The organism is Massilia sp. BSC265, from assembly GCF_000740675.1.
In the GTDB taxonomy this organism is placed as follows: Bacteria; Pseudomonadota; Gammaproteobacteria; order Burkholderiales; family Burkholderiaceae_D; genus Telluria.
Genome location: NZ_JPXI01000031.1, coordinates 64,209 through 81,359 on the forward strand (window position 1 = coordinate 64,209; position 17,151 = coordinate 81,359).

General features: G+C 65.5%; 16 protein-coding genes and 1 other RNA gene. 12 read left to right on the forward strand and 5 right to left on the reverse strand.

Annotated features, from left to right (window positions below; translation table 11 throughout):
• Positions 1 to 374: 374 nt before the first annotated feature.
• The 3 genes from ftsX to ftsY are packed head-to-tail and all read right to left on the reverse strand — an operon-like array spanning position 375 to position 3,124.
• A complete protein-coding gene (gene ftsX / locus MA09_RS11020; protein ID WP_036248173.1) occupies positions 375 to 1,289 on the reverse strand; it encodes a permease-like cell division protein FtsX in 915 nt (304 codons plus the stop codon).
• Positions 1,286 to 1,960 (reverse strand): cell division ATP-binding protein FtsE, encoded by a 675-nt coding sequence (locus tag MA09_RS11025; protein WP_036248175.1) that lies wholly within the window; start codon positions 1,958 to 1,960, stop codon positions 1,286 to 1,288. The genes ftsX and MA09_RS11025 overlap by 4 nt, the downstream gene beginning before the upstream one ends.
• A 24-nt stretch (positions 1,961 to 1,984) precedes the next feature.
• Positions 1,985 to 3,124 carry a signal recognition particle-docking protein FtsY gene (gene ftsY, locus MA09_RS11030; RefSeq protein WP_036248178.1) on the reverse strand — a complete coding sequence of 380 codons (1,140 nt, stop codon included), beginning with the start codon at positions 3,122 to 3,124 and terminating at the stop codon, positions 1,985 to 1,987.
• A 24-nt stretch (positions 3,125 to 3,148) separates the two neighbouring features.
• Between ftsY and MA09_RS24575 the strand changes: the two genes are divergently transcribed.
• The gene (locus MA09_RS24575) at positions 3,149 to 3,565 is read left to right on the forward strand and encodes a hypothetical protein (RefSeq protein ID WP_152594624.1); all 417 of its coding nucleotides are present in this window, start codon (positions 3,149 to 3,151) and stop codon (positions 3,563 to 3,565) included.
• A gap of 126 nt (positions 3,566 to 3,691) precedes the next feature.
• Here the strand turns inward: MA09_RS24575 and MA09_RS11040 are convergent, their stop codons facing one another.
• Entirely contained in the window at positions 3,692 to 5,395 is a 1,704-nt protein-coding gene (locus MA09_RS11040; RefSeq protein ID WP_036248184.1) for a thiamine pyrophosphate-binding protein, read from the reverse strand.
• Positions 5,396 to 5,556: 161 nt separating this feature from the next.
• Here MA09_RS11040 and rnpB point away from each other — a divergent pair.
• The 4 genes from rnpB (at position 5,557) to MA09_RS11055 (ending at position 8,190) form a co-directional block, all read left to right on the forward strand.
• An RNA gene (gene rnpB / locus MA09_RS23690) (RNase P RNA component class A) lies at positions 5,557 to 5,895 on the forward strand.
• 38 nt (positions 5,896 to 5,933) lie between these two features.
• Entirely contained in the window at positions 5,934 to 7,421 is a 1,488-nt protein-coding gene (glpK, locus tag MA09_RS11045) for a glycerol kinase GlpK (RefSeq protein ID WP_036248564.1), read from the forward strand.
• A gap of 50 nt (positions 7,422 to 7,471) precedes the next feature.
• Positions 7,472 to 7,846: a hypothetical protein gene (locus tag MA09_RS11050; protein WP_036248186.1), complete on the forward strand. Its 375-nt coding sequence runs from the start codon at positions 7,472 to 7,474 to the stop codon at positions 7,844 to 7,846.
• A gap of 83 nt (positions 7,847 to 7,929) precedes the next feature.
• Positions 7,930 to 8,190 (forward strand): hypothetical protein, encoded by a 261-nt coding sequence (locus tag MA09_RS11055; RefSeq protein WP_152594625.1) that lies wholly within the window; start codon positions 7,930 to 7,932, stop codon positions 8,188 to 8,190.
• A gap of 12 nt (positions 8,191 to 8,202) precedes the next feature.
• Here MA09_RS11055 and MA09_RS11060 read toward each other — a convergent pair whose 3' ends face one another.
• Complete coding sequence (locus MA09_RS11060; RefSeq protein WP_036248191.1) at positions 8,203 to 9,153, reverse strand: AAA family ATPase; 951 nt, start codon at positions 9,151 to 9,153, stop codon at positions 8,203 to 8,205.
• Positions 9,154 to 9,623: 470 nt separating this feature from the next.
• Here MA09_RS11060 and mraZ point away from each other — a divergent pair, with 470 nt between their 5' ends.
• From mraZ to mraY, 7 genes are read left to right on the forward strand one after another with little or no spacing between them, the layout of a single operon-like run.
• The gene (gene mraZ / locus MA09_RS11065) at positions 9,624 to 10,052 is read left to right on the forward strand and encodes a division/cell wall cluster transcriptional repressor MraZ (protein ID WP_027867878.1); all 429 of its coding nucleotides are present in this window, start codon (positions 9,624 to 9,626) and stop codon (positions 10,050 to 10,052) included.
• Positions 10,039 to 11,031, forward strand: a complete 993-nt coding sequence (rsmH, locus tag MA09_RS11070; RefSeq protein WP_373887844.1) for a 16S rRNA (cytosine(1402)-N(4))-methyltransferase RsmH — start codon at positions 10,039 to 10,041, stop codon at positions 11,029 to 11,031. The genes mraZ and rsmH overlap by 14 nt, the downstream gene beginning before the upstream one ends.
• Positions 11,028 to 11,300: a cell division protein FtsL gene (gene ftsL / locus MA09_RS11075; RefSeq protein WP_036248195.1), complete on the forward strand. Its 273-nt coding sequence runs from the start codon at positions 11,028 to 11,030 to the stop codon at positions 11,298 to 11,300. The genes rsmH and ftsL overlap by 4 nt, the downstream gene beginning before the upstream one ends.
• Positions 11,297 to 13,072 (forward strand): penicillin-binding protein 2, encoded by a 1,776-nt coding sequence (locus MA09_RS11080; RefSeq protein ID WP_036248197.1) that lies wholly within the window; start codon positions 11,297 to 11,299, stop codon positions 13,070 to 13,072. The genes ftsL and MA09_RS11080 overlap by 4 nt, the downstream gene beginning before the upstream one ends.
• Positions 13,072 to 14,607 (forward strand): UDP-N-acetylmuramoyl-L-alanyl-D-glutamate--2,6-diaminopimelate ligase, encoded by a 1,536-nt coding sequence (locus tag MA09_RS11085; RefSeq protein WP_036248201.1) that lies wholly within the window; start codon positions 13,072 to 13,074, stop codon positions 14,605 to 14,607. The genes MA09_RS11080 and MA09_RS11085 overlap by 1 nt, the downstream gene beginning before the upstream one ends.
• A complete protein-coding gene (gene murF / locus MA09_RS11090; protein ID WP_036248204.1) occupies positions 14,607 to 15,980 on the forward strand; it encodes a UDP-N-acetylmuramoyl-tripeptide--D-alanyl-D-alanine ligase in 1,374 nt (457 codons plus the stop codon). Before MA09_RS11085 ends, murF begins: the two co-directional genes overlap by 1 nt.
• A gap of 1 nt (position 15,981) precedes the next feature.
• The gene (mraY, locus tag MA09_RS11095) at positions 15,982 to 17,151 is read left to right on the forward strand and encodes a phospho-N-acetylmuramoyl-pentapeptide-transferase (RefSeq protein WP_036248207.1); all 1,170 of its coding nucleotides are present in this window, start codon (positions 15,982 to 15,984) and stop codon (positions 17,149 to 17,151) included.

The following is a 17,151-nucleotide window of genomic DNA, read 5'->3' on the forward strand; positions in this document are numbered from 1 at the left end:
TCGCTGTATTCGAGACATATATTAGCACTCTCCTAGGGTGAGTGCTAGGCAGGCCATCGCTTTATCGAAATCGATTAAGTTTGGCTAAAGTATTGCTCATGGGAATCAAAATCGCGTCGTTTTTACTGTAGAGCAGGCGACCCGAATTTGATTGATACAGCTCAAAAGTGAACAAAAATAGCTGGAAAACGTGTTAGGGACAGGTTAAAGGCCCTGGGTAGTGGCCTTCTGTTGGATGGCGCACATTCGTCAAAGACGGCCTGTAGGAGTAGCGCTCGTCTGAGCGTAGGGTGGAACGGCTAGGCCGTTCGGAGTGTATGCCGAGAGACTGGACGCGCGGCCGGCTCGAGCGCTGCGCGTCCAGGGATGAAGACCTAGCGGACGCGCGCCAGGTGCCGCTGCACCGACAGCATTGCCCCGATCAGACCCAGGCCCGCGCTGATCGCGAGCACGCCGGTGGTCTCCAGCGCGCCGAGCGGCGCCAGCTGGAATTCCGAGGCGTACAGCCGTGCAAAGTCCGCGATCGCGCCGTTCAGCGGCCGCAGGGCCAGCACCACCGCGCCGAGCGCCACGGCGCCCGCGCACAGGCCGAGCAGGGCGCCCGTGTAATAGAAGGGGCGGTGGATGAAGTTGTCCGTCGCCCCCAGCAGCTTCGACACGGTAATCTCTTCCTTCTGCGTCAGTACCTGCAGGCGGATGGTGTTGAACACCACCGCGATCACCACGATACCGAGGGTGACGGCCAGCAGCAGCAGGGCCAGGCGCAGGACGGCCAGCATGGCGGCCAGGCGCTTTACCCAGGCCGAGTCGACCTGCACCACGTCGACGCCGGGCAGGGCGCGCAGCTGTTCGGTGATCGCATCCACCTGGGCCGCGGCACTGCTGCCGTCGAGCCGCATCTTGTAGCTGTCCGGCAGCGGGTTTTCGCCCAGCGTGTCGATCACGTCGCCCAGGCCGCTCCCGTCCTTCATCGAGGCCAGCGCTTCCTCGCGCGCAATGAAGTCGACGGCGGCCTTGCCGCCGGAAGACGCGATCGCCTTGAGGCGCGGCTGCAGGGCAATGGCTTCCTCGCGGGTCGCCTCGAGCTTCATGAACACGCTGATCTCGGGATCGACCGACAGTTGCTCGGACAGCGGCCGCACGTTGTCGAGCAGGGTGATGCCGGCGATCGGCAGCATCAAGGCGAAGGCGACGACGAGCACGTTGAACAGGAAGCTGCCCGGCGACTTGCGCACGGTGGACAGGGCTGCCCCCAAGGCAAAGCGGTGCTGGCGGAACCACGGGCTCATGCTGCACCTCCGGCGCGGCCGGCGTAGGCCAGTTGGCCGTGCTCGAGGCGGATCACGCGCGCCGCCCCGTCGAGCACCTGCTCGTCGTGGGTCGAGATCACGCAGGTCACGCCGACGGCGTGGAAGGCGCGCAATGCGTCGAGCACCTTGTCGGCGGCCACGCGGTCGAGGTTGGCGGTCGGTTCGTCGGCCAGGATGATCTGCGGGCGGTTGACGATGGCACGCGCCACCGCGACGCGCTGCTGCTCGCCGCCGGACAGCTCCAGCGGCATCGCCCTGGCGCGTTCCAGCAGGCCCACCTTGTCGAGGGCGGCCCGGGCGCGCTGCTCGGCCTGCGCCTTCGGCGCACCCGTGACGAGCAGCGGCAGCATCACGTTGCCGAGGATGTTGCGGTCGTTGAGCAGGCGCTGCTGCTGGAAGATCAGGCCCAGGTTACGGCGCAGGAAGGGGATGCCGGCCTTCCTGATGCGGCTGACATCCTGGCCGTTGACGGTGACCACCCCGCTGGTGGGCCGCTCGACGGCGGCCACCATCTTCATCAGGGTCGACTTGCCTGCGCCGGACGGGCCGGCCAGGTAGACCAGCTCGCCCTTGCCGATATTGAGGGACACGTCGCGCAGCGCATAGGCGTCAAGGGAGTATTGTTTGGAGACGGACTGGAATTCGATCATCGGGTGGCGTTCCTCGCTGTTCCCTTAGCCGAGCAGCGCTTCGACGAACTCTTCGGCGTTGAACGGCTGCAGGTCGTCCAGCTTCTCGCCCACGCCGATGAAGTACACCGGCACCGGGCGGGTACGTGCGATCGCGGCCAGCACGCCGCCCTTGGCGGTGCCGTCCAGCTTGGTGATCACCAGGCCGGTCAGCTGCAGCGCGTCGTCGAAAGCCTTCACCTGGGCCAGCGCGTTCTGGCCGGTGTTGCCGTCGATTACCAGCAGCGTTTCGTGCGGGGCGCCTTCCATGCCCTTGCCGATGACGCGCTTGATCTTCTTGAGCTCTTCCATCAGGTGCAGCTGGGTCGGCAGGCGGCCGGCGGTGTCGACCATGACCACGTCGACGCCGCGCGCCTTGCCCGACTGGACCGCATCGAAGGCGACGGCGGCCGGGTCGCCCGACGCTTGCGAGATCACGGTGACGTTGTTGCGCTGGCCCCAGACCATCAGCTGCTCGCGCGCGGCGGCGCGGAAGGTGTCGCCGGCGGCCAGCAGCACGGACTGGTCGAAACGCTGCATGTGCTTGGCCAGCTTGCCGATGGTGGTGGTCTTGCCGGCGCCGTTGACGCCCGAGATCATCATCACGAGCGGTTCGTGGCGGCCCAGTTCGAGCGGTTTCTGGAGCGGTGCCAGGAGCTCGATCATCAGCGCCTTGAGCGCGGCCTTGACCTGGGCGGCGTCCAGCAGCTTGTCTTCCTTGACCTTGCGGCGCAGGGCGTCCAGCAGGTGCTGGGTGGCATCCATGCCGGCGTCCGACATCAGGAGCGCGGATTCGAGTTCCTCGTACAGGTCCTCGTCGATGCGCGCACCGACGAACAGCAGCGACAGGTTGCTCGAGGTCTTGGACAGGCCGGCTTTCAGGCGCGCCATCCAGGACTGCTTCTTTTCGGCTTCGGTGGTCGGGCGCTCGGCGGTTTCCGGGAACAGCTCGCCGACGTCGGAAGCCGCGAGTGCGGCCGGTGCGGCCGGGGCAGACGACGGCAGCGGCGCCGGCGCGGGGCTGGGCGCTGCGTCCAGCCGGCCGGGCACGAACATCGGCGCCGCGTCGGCTGCGGGAGCCGAGGCGGGTTGGTTCGGCTCCGGGACCTCGGTCTCAGGCTTCTTTCTTTTGAAGAAACTAAACATATGTAGGGGCGAATCCTGCGCACGATGCCGGCGCTAGCCGACGATGAAAAAAGTAGCGAATATTTTACCAGAGCAGCAAGACGCTTCCCCGACTGGCGGGTCTCGACGCGAGAAGATGCGTGGAAGGAACTCTTTGTTGTGTTATTGCTGAAACCGACTGGCTACTCAACAGTGCGCTTCTGGAAAACGGTTGCGACTTGCGTTAAATTGAACACAGAGAGAAAACCACAAAATACGACGGGGCACACCGTGAAAATTACCAACTTCCTGAAGCGTCTCATCCATGGCGACAATGCCACGGATGGCGGCGCTGCGAACATGCGCAACATTATCGTGTGGGCGTTCATCGCCCTCGTCGCATTGTTCCTGACCAACCCGGATCAGGTCAGTTTCTTCGACAAGCCTATTCCGCTGCCGGCCGAGCTGGGACTGGGGCAGTAGGGTGGGCGGGTCTCCCGCCCACGCGTAATCGTGATGGGGTGATCTGTCGCGGACGTTCCGGCACATCTCGACCGCCTGGGGTGATCTGGTCCGGTGGACCGGATCACGAGCCGCCCACCCTGCGATTCAACGGCCAGCCTTGGCCGCTTCCGCCGTCTTGCGAATCGTCTCGAGCGTCGCGTTCGGCGTAATCAGGTTGCCGTCGTAGCGCAGCTCGATCACCGCCGGCAGCTTGCGTTCGTTCGCATACGCCAGTGCGCGCTGCAGGGCGGGCGCGAATTCCTCGGTCTTCTCGACCGCCTCGCCATGGCCGCCATAGGCGCGTGCCAGCGCGGCGAAATCCGGATTGTGCAGGGAGGTAGCAGACACGCGGCCCGGGTAGTCGCGCTCCTGGTGCATGCGGATGGTGCCGAACATGCCGTTGTTGAACACCAGGATGATCAGGCCGGCGCCGTACTGCACCGCGGTAGCCAGTTCCTGGCCCGTCATCATGAATTCGCCGTCGCCGGCGAAGGTCACCACGGTGCGCTGCGGATCGATGATCTTGGCCGCCACGCCGGCCGGCACTGCGTAGCCCATGGCGCCGTTGGTCGGCGCCAGTTGGGTGCGCCTGCCGCCGTAGCGGTAGAAGCGGTGCGCCCAGGTCGCGTAGTTGCCGGCGCCGTTGGTGATGATGGTGTCGCGCGGCGCCTGCCGCATGAGTTCCTGCACCACCTGCCACAGGTCGAGCGGCGCGCTGCCGTCGCGGAAGATCGGCGGCTGCGCCTGCCAGGCTGCCAGTTCGGCTTTCGCCTCTTCCACCGTGCTGGCCCAGGCCGAGGAATCGACCGGCTCCATCGCGGCCAGCATCGCGCACACTTGTTGGGCACCGCTGGCGATCATCAGGTCGGCCTGGTAGACGCTGCCCAATTCTTCCGGATCGGCGTGGATGTGGACCAGGCGCTGGCGCGGCACGGGCGAGGACAGCAGCGAATAGCCGCTGGTGGTCATCTCGCCCAGGCGCGGGCCGATGGCGATCACCAGGTCGGCTTCCTTCACGCGCGCAGCCAGTGTCGGGTTGATGCCGATGCCGACGTCGCCCACGTAGTTCGGGTGCGCGTTGTCCATCAGGTCCTGGAAGCGGAAGGTGCAGCCGACCGGCAGCCGGTTGGCCTCGGCGAAGCGGGCCAGGTCGGCGCAGGCCTGGTCGTTCCAGGAGCCGCCGCCGAGCAGCACGATCGGGCGCCGCGCTTGCGCCAGCATGGCGCGCAGCTGGGCGATCTGCGCCGAGGAGGGTGCGGCCTGCACCGGCTGGTAGCGGCGTGCGTCTGGCACCGCAGCCTGCGTGACCAGCATGTCTTCCGGCAGGGCCAGCACCACCGGGCCGGGACGGCCGCTGGTGGCAACCTGGAAGGCGCGCGCGATGTATTCGGGGATGCGGTCGGCGCGGTCGATCTGGGTAACCCACTTGGCCATCTGGCCGAACATGCGGCGGTAATCGATTTCCTGGAAGGCTTCGCGGTCGATGAAGTCGCTGCCGACCTGGCCGATGAACAGGATCATCGGGGTCGAGTCCTGGTAGGCGGTGTGCACGCCGATCGAGGCATTGGTGGCGCCGGGGCCGCGGGTGACGAAGCAGATGCCCGGCTTGCCGGTCATCTTGCCGTAGGCCTCGGCCATGAACGCCGCGCCGCCTTCCTGCCGGTTGATCACGAAGCGGATATCCGAATCGTGCAGGGCGTCCAGCACGTCGAGGTAGCTTTCGCCGGGCACGCCGAAGGCGGTGTCCACGCCGTGGGTATGGAGCGCATCGACCAGGATCTGGCCGCCGGTGCGGGAAGGGTGGGTCATTGTCTCTGTCGTCCTTGTGGTTTTGCCGGGCCGCGCCAGGCGATCCGAGCATTCTATGTGGATGAGGTGATGAAGGATTTTGAAATGGCGACACGAAATTTCAGAAAACGTGGCACCTCCAGCATAGGTTGCGCGAGCCCGATCGGTTACAATGCCCCCGTGAAGCAGGCCAGGCAGCCGCTGGCTGGCACCTTCGGGTGCCGGCGGGAGGAAGGTCCGGACTCCACAGAGCAGGGTGACGGTTAACGGCCGTCCGCTGAAAGCCGCAAGGTATAAGGCGAGGAATAGGGCCACAGAGACGAGCGTATTAAGTTACGGTGAAACGCGGTAACCTCCACCTGGAGCAATTCCAAATAGGCACGCGTTGATGTTGCTCGCGGAGCGTGCGGGTAGGAAGCTTGAGCGCTGGAGTAATCCAGCGCCTAGAGGAATGGCTGTCATAGGGGCGTCCCGCAAGGGAGACCACTACACAGAATCCGGCCTATCGGCCTGCTTTACATGAATTCTGCGCCCCGCCGAGGCGCCCCGGGAGATGCCGATGCAGAAATACATCCTGGCGCTCGACCAGGGCACCACCAGCTCGCGCGCCATCGTCTTCGACCGTGCCGGCCTGCCGGTCGCGCGCAGCCAGCACGAATATCCCCAGCACTTCCCCCAGCCCGGATGGGTCGAGCACGACGCCCTCGACATCTGGCACACCCAGCTCGCCTGCGCCCGCGAGGCCCTGCGCGATGCCGGCATTTCCGCTTCCCAGTTGGCCGCCATCGGCATCGCCAACCAGCGCGAGACCACGGTGCTGTGGGACCGCGCCAGCGGCGAACCGGTGGCCCGCGCCATCGTCTGGCAGGACCGCCGCACCGCCGCCATGTGCGACCGCCTGCGCGAACAAGGCATGGCGGAGGACATCCGGCAGCGCACCGGCCTCGAAGTCGACGCCTACTTTTCCGCCACCAAGCTGCAATGGCTGCTCGAGCAGGTGCCGGGCGCCCGGGGCCGTGCCGAACGCGGCGAACTCGCCTTCGGCACGGTCGACAGCTGGCTGGTGTACCGCCTGTGCGGGCGCCACGTCACCGACGCCAGCAACGCGGCGCGCACCATGCTTTTCAATATCCATACGCTGCGCTGGGACGAGGAACTGCTCGCCCTGTTCGACATCCCGTCTAGCGTGCTGCCGGAAGTCGTTGCCAGCTCCGAAACCGTCGGATTGGCGGCCGAGGAGTGGTTCGGCGCCGCGGTGCCGATCGCCGGCATCGCCGGCGACCAGCAGGCCGCCACCTTCGGCCAGGCCTGCCACCGCCAGGGACTGGTCAAGAATACCTACGGCACCGGATGCTTCATGCTGATGCACGCCGGCGCCACGCCGCCCGTGTCGCACAACCGCCTGCTGTCCACGGTCGGCTGGACCATCGGGGCCGCGACTGATTATCTATTGGAAGGCAGCGTCTTCATGGGCGGCGCCACCGTGCAGTGGCTGCGCGACGGCCTGGGCATCATCAAGCAGTCCAGTGACGTCGAGGCGCTGGCCCTGAGCGTGCCCGACAGTGGCGGCGTGATACTGGTGCCGGCCTTCACCGGTCTCGGCGCCCCGCACTGGGACCAGTACGCGCGCGGCACCATCGTCGGCATGACGCGCGGCACCACGGCCGGCCACATCGCCCGCGCCGCGGTCGAGGCGATCGCTTACCAAAGCGCGGAGCTGCTCGCGGCAATGCAGAAGGACGCGGCCTGCGCCGTCCTCGAAATGCGCGCCGACGGCGGTGCGGCCCGCAACGACCTCCTGATGCAGTTCCAGGCCGACCTGCTCGGCATCCCTGTGGTACGTCCACGCGTCACCGAGACCACGGCGCTGGGCGCGGCCTACCTGGCCGGGCTGGCGGTGGGCTACTGGGCAGGGAAGGACGAAATTGCCCGCCAGTGGCAGGTCGCGCGGCGCTTCGAGCCGGCGATGGCTGCGGGCCGGCGCGCCGAACTCATGGCGCGCTGGGGCAGGGCGGTGGAGCACGCGAAAGGCTGGGCGAACCCGTAAGCCGCCTGGCCCCCTGTTACTATAGGCCGTTTGAACCGGCAGGAGATGGCATGGAAGTCTGGAAGCAGTCGGCATTGGCGTGGATCGGGTGGATTTTCGGGATCACCGCCGCCTTCGAGCTGCTCATTTTGCTGATGGGAGGGGGAGGCGCCAAGGTGCTGGTCCGCCTCCTTGTCCTTGCCGCCCTGTTCGCGCTGCTGCTGAAGGGCTACCGTTTTCCACGCTATGTGCTCGGCCTCCTCTACCTTGCAGGCGGCCTGTTCGCCCTGTTCGCGGTCCTGTCGAACACTTCCAACCTGTTCCTGGTGGTCTCGATGCTGCCCTTCGGCGTCTTCAGCCTGGTTGTGGCCTGGTTCTTTTTCCGTTCCAGAGCATTGCGCGCCTGGGCCGAAGCGCGCAGCAAGCCGACGGTGGGCGGAACCTGAGCTGCGCGCGGGCAAGCGTGTTCCACCGATGCGTTCCGTCCCGTATGATCTCCGCATGACGACAGCTTGGCGAGGAGGGAAGCATGCTTAAATTGGGAGAAACGGATCCTCGGCTGATCGACAAGCTCGGCACGCTCGCGGCGCGGGTCGTCGAAGATTCACTGGCTTCGGGACTGACCTGGGACCAGGCAGTCGTGGCCCTCGGCATCGCAGCCAAGGCCATGTCGGCCAAGGCAGCGAGCCAAGGTGGCGCCACGCCGGCGGATTACGCACTGCATGCCGAGAAACGCCTGAAGGAAGGCATGGACCGCAGTGCCGCGGTCCTCAAGGCCTATCTATCCTGAAGCAGGTCCCGCTCAGAACCCGATCCGCCCCCTGCCCGGGGTCGGCTTGATCCGGATATCGTCCACGCTCACGCGTTCGCGCCCGGCCGCCACCGCGTGGCCCAGGCCGTCGAGCAGGGTCTTGCGCAGGTCGCGCGGCGACACGTTCACCAGCTTGTCGAGCACCACGTCTCCCAGACGCGGATCGAAGGCCGCCAGGTTCAGCTCATCGAGCAGCCCGGCATACATGCGCTGGGCGATGCCGGCCGCCTGTTCCGCTGTCGGCGTCGGCACCTCGTAGACCGCCATGCGGTTGAGCAGCGGGTGCGGAATGCCTTCGGCCGAGTTGGCGGTCAGCACCCAGAAGATCTGCGAGGCGTCGATCTCGACGTCGATGAATTCGTCGCGGAAGCTGCTGGCCGTTTCCGGTTCCAGCAGCTGATACAGGGCGGCAAGCGGATCGGACTGCGAGGAGCCGGTCGCCTTTTCCACTTCGTCCAGCACGATCAAAGGATTGGCGTACTGGCCGCGCACCAGGCGCTCGGCCACCTTGCCACACTTGGCGCCGCGCCAGCTGGCCGAGCTGCCGGTGATGACGAAGCCGGCCGACAGTGCATTCATGCTGATCAGTTCACATTCGGTCTGCATCACCCGGGCCAGGCGCCGGGCGAAGTGGGTCTTGCCCACGCCGGGGCCGCCCAGCAGCAGGATCGGCATGACATTGAAGCCGCGGTCGCCCGCATGGGCCAATGCCAGGTACCGGGCCAGGTCGTCCAGGACTTCCTCGAAGTTCGGGCATTCCTCGAAAAGGGGATCGAGGGCATCGATCGATGAGGGCTTGGTCACGAAGCGGTCGGCCCCGGTCTCCAGCATGCGCTCGTAGAACGCTTCGAGTTCCGGGGAGCGGCCGCGGCTGCGGTCGAGCGCTTCCTGAACTTCGATCAGGTCGTAGACCGCGCAGGTACGGGCGAGTGTAATGCTCACAACGTTCTCCTTCTCAGCCCGCTCCCGTCCGGCTCTCCCATCCTGCCGAGCGGGCCGTAGCCGGATGGATCTTTGCCTCGACTCGATCCTAACGCTTCCAGACGAGCGCCGCCAATCCTTCACAACCAATTCCGCACAGCAACTTTAGTTTCCATAAACAAAGACAACGTCATGACGTGACGTTAATCAAACTGAAAGCTTGTCATGACAACTGAGGTCCAACCTTCATGTTGTTTCCTAAGTGACTGATTTAGGAGACATTTTACCTTGACGATCCCTCAATAGGCGCTGCTAAGTCATTGGTTTCATTAGACAAATTCGGATTTGCCAAGCGTGAATTCGCTTGACCACCAACATTGATTCCAATAAAGTGGGAAACAGTGTGAAAAAGTGTCGAATTGTGGGGGAGTTTTGGAACCCCGAGCGGCTAAATAATTCTAAATTGATAACTCTCCAAGCTAGGTAAATACGTGTTCCAGGGCGCGTCAGCGATCAATCTCGATGCCAAAGGAAGGATGTCGATTCCGGCAAAGCATCGTGACGCCCTTGCGGTCCAGTGCGAGGGCCGGATGACGCTGACGAAGCATCCGCACGGCTGCCTGCTGTTTTTCCCACGCCCGGTGTGGGAGCAGCATCGCGAGCAGATCGCCGCCTGGCCGATGTCCGCCAGAGCGTGGCAGCGCATTTTCCTTGGTAACGCGTGCGATGTCGAGTTGGACAGTGCAGGCCGGGTGCTGATTTCGCCCGAACTGCGCGCTGCCGTGGGTTTGGAGAAAGAAGTCATGATGTTGGGCATGGGCACCCACTTCGAAATCTGGGATGCCGCCAAGCTTGCCGAAAGCGAAGCCGAAGCTGTTGCCGGCGGCATGCCCGATGTCCTTTCCAATTTCTCCTTCTGAGGCGCCGATGACGGAAATAAACACGGTGCCTGCAGCTTTTCAGCATCGCACAGTGCTGCTGGATGAAGCAGTGGATGGGCTCAAGCTCGAGGGCGAGCGCATCAACGGTACTTATATAGATGGCACGTTCGGCCGTGGTGGCCACAGCCGCCTGATCCTGTCGCGACTGGGCCCGCAGGGCCGCCTGGTCGCTTTCGACAAGGATCCGCAGGCGATCGCCACCGCGGAGCAGGTGCAGGACCCACGTTTCACGATCGTGCATGACAGTTTTGCCACGATGCTCGATGCGCTTGACGCGCGCGGCATCAGCCAGGTGGACGGCATCTTGCTGGACCTTGGTATTTCGTCGCCCCAAGTGGACGACGCCTCCCGCGGATTCAGTTTCCGCCAGGACGGCCCGCTCGACATGCGCATGGATACCACGCGCGGCATGTCGGCGGCCGAATGGCTGGCCACCGCGACGGAACAACAACTGGAAAAGGTTATACGGGATTATGGAGAAGAACGGTTTGCTTTCCAGATTGCAAAGGCGATTATTGCTCGCCGCGCAATCCAGCCAATTTCGACCACACGAGAGCTTGCCGCAATCGTGGCAGACGCGGTCAAGACTCGCGAAAAGGGCAAAGATCCGGCAACCCGGACCTTTCAGGCTGTCCGGATTTTCATCAATAAAGAGCTTGAAGACCTTGAAGCAGGTCTGAGCGCCGCCTACGCGATGCTGGCGCCGGGGGCGCGCATGTCCGTGATCAGCTTCCACTCGCTGGAAGATCGCATGGTCAAGCAGTTCCTTGCGTCCAAGGCCAAAGTGGAGCAGCCGGACCGCCGGCTGCCGATCCGCGCCGCCGACCTGCCGCAGCCCTTGATGAAGTTGATCACCAAGACCAAGCCGTCCGGTCCCGAAGTCGAGGCCAACCCGCGCGCCCGCTCGGCGGTGCTGCGCGTGGCGGAGCGCTTGCCTGCCTCTGGAGGGGCGGCATGAGCGTCAAGCTGAACATCGTCCTGACGGTGGCCGTGGTCGGCTGCGCGCTGTCGGTGGTGAACGCGCGCTACCAGTCGCGTCACCTCCTGATCGAACTCGAGCGCCTCAACCAGCACGCGCGCCAGCTCGAGATCGACTGGGCCCAGCTGCAGCTCGACCAGTCCACGCTCGGCAAGAACGAGCGCATCGAGCAGATCGCCCGCACCAGTCTGAACATGTCGCCGCTCACCCCGGCCCGTACCCAGTACCTGACGGAAGGGGCGAAATGAGCCGCGCCGAACGTCGCACTACGGCGCGGGTGGCCGCATCCAAGGGCGTGGCTTTCTCGAAGAGCCCGGTCCTGGCCGTGAACGTGCCCAACTGGCGCTCGCGCCTGGTGCTGTTCGTCCTGTTCGCCGCCTTTGCGGCGCTGGCCGTGCGCGCCCTCTGGCTGCAGGGCGTGTCCACCCAGTTCCTGCAACAGAAGGGCAAGAGCCGCTACGAGCGCCTGGTCGAACTGCCGGCCGCGCGCGGCAAGATCATGGACCGCAACGGCCAGGTGCTGGCCTCCTCGCTGCCGGTGAAGGCGGTGGCCGCCTTCCCGAAGGAAGTGCTGAATGCGCCAGACGACAAGCTGGCCGAGTTGGCGCGCCTGCTCGAGATGCCGCTGTCCGAGGTGCGCGCCAAGCTCGACCCGAAGCGCAGCTACGTCTACCTCAAGCGCCAGGTCGAGATGGACAAGGTCGAGAGGATCGAGGCGCTCAAGATCGACGGCATCGACACCCGCAAGGAATACAAGCGCTACTACCCGCAGGGCGAGGTGATGACCCACATGGTGGGCTTCACCAACGTCGAGGACAAGGGCCAGGAAGGCATGGAGCTGTTCCACCAGAAGGCGCTGATGGGCGTGCCGGGCAGCCGCCGCGTCATCCGCGACCGTCTCGGCCACATCGCCGAAGACCTGGGCATGTTCCGCGAGCCGCACCACGGCAAGGACCTGACCCTGTCGGTCGACAGCAAGCTGCAGTACATCGCCTTCACCAGCGTGAAGAACGCGGTCGAGAAGTTCAACGCCCAGGCCGGCGGCGCCGTGGTGCTCGACGTGCACACGGGCGAAGTACTGGCCATGGCCAACTACCCGACCTACAACCCGAACGACCGTTCGGGCCTGACCGGCGCCCAGCTGCGCAACCGCGTCATTACCGACACCTTCGAGCCGGGTTCGACCCTCAAGCCGATCACGGTCGCGCTCGGCCTGGAAAAGAAGAAGATCACGCCCGACACGGTGTTCGACACCTCGGGCGGGCGCATCGTCGTGGGCGGCCGCCCGATCCGCGACATGCACCCGAAGGACGCCCTGACGGTGAGCGGCATCATCCAGAAGTCCTCGAACGTCGGCACCGTCAAGATCGCCCAGATGCTCGAACCGAAGGACATGTGGGAGCTGTACACCAAGCTCGGCTACGGCCAGGCGCCGCGCTTCGGCTTCCCGGGCGCCGTCGCCGGCCGCGTGCGTCCATGGAAATCCTGGAAGCCGATCGAATACGCCAACATGTCCTTCGGCCACGGCCTGTCGGTCTCGCTGCTGCAGCTGGCGCGTTCCTACATGGTGTTCGCTCGCGACGGCGACATCATTCCGCTCTCCTTCCTGAAGGTGACCGAAGAGCCGGTCGGCCAGCAGGTGATCTCGCCCAGGACCGCGGCCCAGGTGCGCACCATGCTGGAATCGGTCGTCGGTCCGGAAGGCACCGCATCGAAGGCCCAGGTGGCCGGCTACCGCGTGGGCGGCAAGACCGGCACCGCCGAGAAGATCGTCAACGGCCGCTACTCGAAGACCGACAACATCGGCTACTTCGTCGGCATCGCGCCGATGTCCAGGCCGCGCTTCGTCATCGCGGTCATGATCGACAATCCGCGCGGCGCCCTCCGGACAGGCGGCAGCGTCGCGGCGCCGACCGCCGCGGACCTGGCCTCGAATGCCTTGCGGGCGGCGAACATACCGCCCGACTCATCGATCACCGACATCATCATTCCGGAAGAACCGGTAGAGGAGAGCTTGTGATGGCGATGAGCCTGAACGACATCTGCCAGTGGATCCGTGCCGCCGCCCCAGGCGGCCGACTTGTTTCCGACTCCCGCAGCGTGGCCAAGGGAGACGTGTTCTTTGCCTATCCGGGCGAAGCCGCGGACGGACGCCGCTATATCGCCGCCGCCATCGCGGCAGGCGCGGCCGCCGTCGTCTACGAAGAAGACGGTTACTGCTGGGACGCGGCACATGAGGTGGCGCACCTCGGCGTGGCCAGGCTGAAGAAGAACGCGGGGCCGATCGCCCATGGCGTGCTGCAGCATCCGGATGCCGGCATGTTCACCGTCGGCGTCACCGGCACCAACGGCAAGACGTCCTGCGCGGTGTGGACCGGGCAAGCGCTGGCACGCCTCGGCGAGACCGCCGCCGTGATCGGCACCCTGGGTGTCGGCCTCGTGAAGAAAGGGGCGGAGCCGCAGTTCGACGCCACCGGCTACACCACCCCGGACGCCGTGCTGCTGGCCCAGACCCTCGGCGACCTGCGTGCGCGGGAAGTCGGCGCGCTGGCGATCGAGGTCTCGTCCATCGGCCTGGTGCAGGAGCGTGCCGCCGGCATGCACTTCGACGTCGCCATCTTCACCAACCTGACCCGCGACCACCTCGACTTCCACGGCACGATGGAGGCTTACGAGGCGGCCAAGATCAAGCTGTTCGAGTGGGAAGGCCTGAAGCACGCCGTTGTCAACCTCGACGACCCGGCCGGCCAGCGCCTGGTGGCGCACCTGCGCAAGCACTTTGCAGGCTTGCCGGTCACCGCTTACACGCTCAGAAGCGAGGCCGAGCAGCCTGCCATCGAGGGCGTCGGCATCCTGCGCGCCTCGAACATGCGCAGCCGCCACGCGGGCACCGAATTCACTGTCGACACCCCGGCAGGTACTTCCCTTGTGAAGACCCGGCTGGTCGGCCACTTCAACGTCAGCAATGCGCTGGCGGTGCTGGGCGCACTGCTGGCCAAGGGCGTACCGCTGAAGATCTCGGTGGATGCCGTCGAGGCGCTGGTGCCGGCCCCGGGCCGCATGCAGCAGATCGGCGGCCAGGATGCGCCGATGGTCGTGATCGACTACGCGCATACCCCGGACGCGCTGGAAAAGACACTTGAGGCCCTGCGCCAGGTGGCCCGCGAGCGCGGCGGCCAGCTGTGGTGCGTGTTCGGCTGCGGCGGCGACCGCGACCCGGGCAAGCGTCCGCAGATGGGCGCGATCGCCCAGATCGCCGAGCACGTGCTGGTCACCAGCGACAACCCGCGCAGCGAGGAACCGGCGGGCATCATCGCCCAGATCGTCGCCGGCATGGACCCGAACCACCCGACGTCAACCCACCAGGCCGTCGAGGACCGCGCCACCGCGATCCTGCTGGCCGTGAAGAACGCCGGCAAGCAGGACGTGATCCTGCTGGCAGGGAAGGGCCATGAGCCCTACCAGGAAATCAAAGGCAAGAAGATTCCGTTCTCCGATGCCGACCACGCTTCGCTGGCATTGACCGCGCGGCTCACCATGATGAGGACCCACTGATGCGCGGTACGCTTGCACAACTGGTCGCCGCGATCCCGGGCGCACGCCTGGTGGGTGGCGACCTTGCCTTCCAGGGCGTGTCGACCGACAGCCGCACGGCGCCCGCCGGCGCGCTGTTCGTCGCCCTCAGAGGCGAGACCTTCGACGCACACAGCTTCCTCGGCCAGGTCGCCGGGCGCGGCGTCGCAGCCGTGGTCGTGCACGCGCTGCCGGAAGGCTGGACCCTGCCGGCCATCGTGGTGCCGGATACACTGGTGGCGCTGGGCCGCATCGCCAATTTCTGGCGCACGCAGTTCGAGATTCCCGTGATCGGCGTCACCGGTTCGAACGGCAAGACCACGGTCAAGGAAATGATCGCGTCCATCCTGGCGGCCGCCGTCGGAGAGGACGCGCGTCTCGCCACGCAGGGCAACCTGAACAACGAGATCGGCGTGCCGCTGACGCTGTTCCGCCTGGGTGCGGAGCATCGCGCGGCCGTGATCGAGATGGGCATGAACCATCCGGGCGAGATCGCGCGCCTGGCTGCCATCTCGGCCCCGACGGTCGCCATGGTGAACAACGCCCAGCGCGAGCACCAGGAATTCATGCACACCGTGGAAGCGGTGGCGCGCGAGAACGGTTCGGTGCTGCAGGCGCTGCCGAGCGACGGCGTCGCGGTGTTCCCGGGCGACGACAGCTATACGGAGCTGTGGCGCGGCCTGGCGCCGTGCCCCGTCCTGACCTTCGGCCTGACGGACGCGTGCGACGTGCGCGCGACCTACACCTCGACCGGTTTCGGCAATGCGCTGCAAGTCCACGCACGCGGCCAGCAGTTTGCGCTGAACCTGGCCGCCGCGGGCGACCACAACGTGCGCAACGCGCTCGCTGCAGCCGCCAGCACGCTGGCCGCGGGCATTCCGGTCGACGCCATCGTGCGCGGCTTGGAAAGCTTCGCCCCGGTCGGCGGCCGCCTGCAGCGCAAGCAGGCTGCGAACGGCGCGACCGTCATCGACGACACCTACAACGCAAATCCCGACTCGATGCGCGCCGCGATCGACGTCCTGGCCGCCTATCCGGTCCCCCGCATCCTCGTGGTGGGAGACATGGGCGAAGTCGGCACGCAGGGCAAAGAGTTTCACGAAGAAGTCGGTGCCTACGCGCAGGAGCGTGGCATCGAACACGTGCTCGCCACTGGCGAACTGGCCCGTCACATGGTGGCGTCGGGGGCACGGCATTACGAGCAGTTCGACGAATTATTGGCAGCACTGGATTCAACACTGGGCGGCAATACCGAGGCGACTGTGCTGGTGAAGGGCTCGCGCTTCATGAAAATGGAGCGCGTGGTCCAGCACCTGACCGGATCAACTACTACAGGCAACAAGGACGCCCACTGACATGCTTCTCTGGCTAGCCCAATATTTTCAGGACTACATCGGTCCGCTGCGCGTGTTCAACTACATCACCTTCCGCGCGGTCTTCGCGACCATCACCGCGATCGCCATCGGCCTGATCTGCGGCCCGGCAGTGATCCGCAAGCTGACCGCCATGAAGGTCGGCCAGGCCGTGCGCACCTACGGTCCGCAAACCCACCTGGCCAAGCACGGCACCCCGACCATGGGCGGCGTGCTGGTCCTGATCGCGATCGGCATCTCGACCCTGCTGTGGTGCGACCTGTCCAACCGCCTGATCTGGCCGGTGCTGGTCGTGACCATGGGCTTCGGCGCCGTCGGCTGGGTCGACGACTACCGCAAGGTGGTCTACAAGGACCCGGAAGGCATGCGCTCGGGCGAAAAATACTTCTGGATGTCGCTGATCGGCATCGCCTCGGCCCTGTACCTGGCGTTCTCGGTCTCGGCCGCCAATCCGTGGGAAGTGCTGCAGCTGTTCTACGCCTGGGTGCAGTCGGGCTTCTCGATGACCCTGCCGCCCAAGGCCGACCTGATCGTCCCCTTCTTCAAGTCGATCAGCTACCCGCTCGGCGTGTGGGGCTTCATCGCGCTGACCTACTGCGTCATCGTGGGTTCCTCGAATGCGGTCAACTTCACCGACGGCCTCGACGGCCTGGCGATCATGCCGACCGTGATGGTCGGCGGCGCCCTCGGCCTGTTCGCCTACCTGACCGGCAGCGTGACCTATTCGAACTACCTGTTCATCCCCTACATTCCGGGCGCCGGCGAACTCCTGATCTTCTGCGGCGCGATGGCGGGCGCTGGCCTGGCCTTCCTCTGGTATAACGCACACCCCGCACAGATGTTCATGGGCGACGTCGGCGCGCTGGCGCTGGGCGGCGCGCTGGGCACCATCGCCGTCATCGTGCGCCAGGAGATCGTCTTGTTCATCATGGGCGGCGTGTTCGTGGCCGAGACCCTGTCGGTGATCATCCAGGTCAGCTGGTTCAAGTACACCAAGAAGCGCTACGGCGCCGGCCGCCGCGTGTTCCTGATGGCGCCGCTGCACCACCATTTCGAACAAAAGGGCTGGAAGGAGACCAAGGTCGTGGTCCGCTTCTGGATCGTGACCATGATGCTGGTCCTGGTTGGCCTGTCTACGTTGAAGCTGCGCTGA

What these genes read in the sequence shown, in the direction of transcription:
- ftsX (WP_036248173.1), bottom strand. Translation starts at nt 1,289, where the DNA reads ATGAGCCCGTGGTTCCGCCAGCACCGCTTTGCCTTGGGGGCAGCCCTG.
- MA09_RS11025 (WP_036248175.1), bottom strand. Translation starts at nt 1,960, where the DNA reads ATGATCGAATTCCAGTCCGTCTCCAAACAATACTCCCTTGACGCCTAT.
- ftsY (WP_036248178.1), bottom strand. Translation starts at nt 3,124, where the DNA reads ATGTTTAGTTTCTTCAAAAGAAAGAAGCCTGAGACCGAGGTCCCGGAG.
- MA09_RS24575 (WP_152594624.1), top strand. Translation starts at nt 3,149, where the DNA reads ATGCCGGCGCTAGCCGACGATGAAAAAAGTAGCGAATATTTTACCAGA.
- MA09_RS11040 (WP_036248184.1), bottom strand. Translation starts at nt 5,395, where the DNA reads ATGACCCACCCTTCCCGCACCGGCGGCCAGATCCTGGTCGATGCGCTC.
- glpK (WP_036248564.1), top strand. Translation starts at nt 5,934, where the DNA reads ATGCAGAAATACATCCTGGCGCTCGACCAGGGCACCACCAGCTCGCGC.
- MA09_RS11050 (WP_036248186.1), top strand. Translation starts at nt 7,472, where the DNA reads ATGGAAGTCTGGAAGCAGTCGGCATTGGCGTGGATCGGGTGGATTTTC.
- MA09_RS11055 (WP_152594625.1), top strand. Translation starts at nt 7,930, where the DNA reads ATGCTTAAATTGGGAGAAACGGATCCTCGGCTGATCGACAAGCTCGGC.
- ftsL (WP_036248195.1), top strand. Translation starts at nt 11,028, where the DNA reads ATGAGCGTCAAGCTGAACATCGTCCTGACGGTGGCCGTGGTCGGCTGC.
- MA09_RS11080 (WP_036248197.1), top strand. Translation starts at nt 11,297, where the DNA reads ATGAGCCGCGCCGAACGTCGCACTACGGCGCGGGTGGCCGCATCCAAG.
- MA09_RS11085 (WP_036248201.1), top strand. Translation starts at nt 13,072, where the DNA reads ATGGCGATGAGCCTGAACGACATCTGCCAGTGGATCCGTGCCGCCGCC.
- murF (WP_036248204.1), top strand. Translation starts at nt 14,607, where the DNA reads ATGCGCGGTACGCTTGCACAACTGGTCGCCGCGATCCCGGGCGCACGC.
- mraY (WP_036248207.1), top strand. Translation starts at nt 15,982, where the DNA reads ATGCTTCTCTGGCTAGCCCAATATTTTCAGGACTACATCGGTCCGCTG.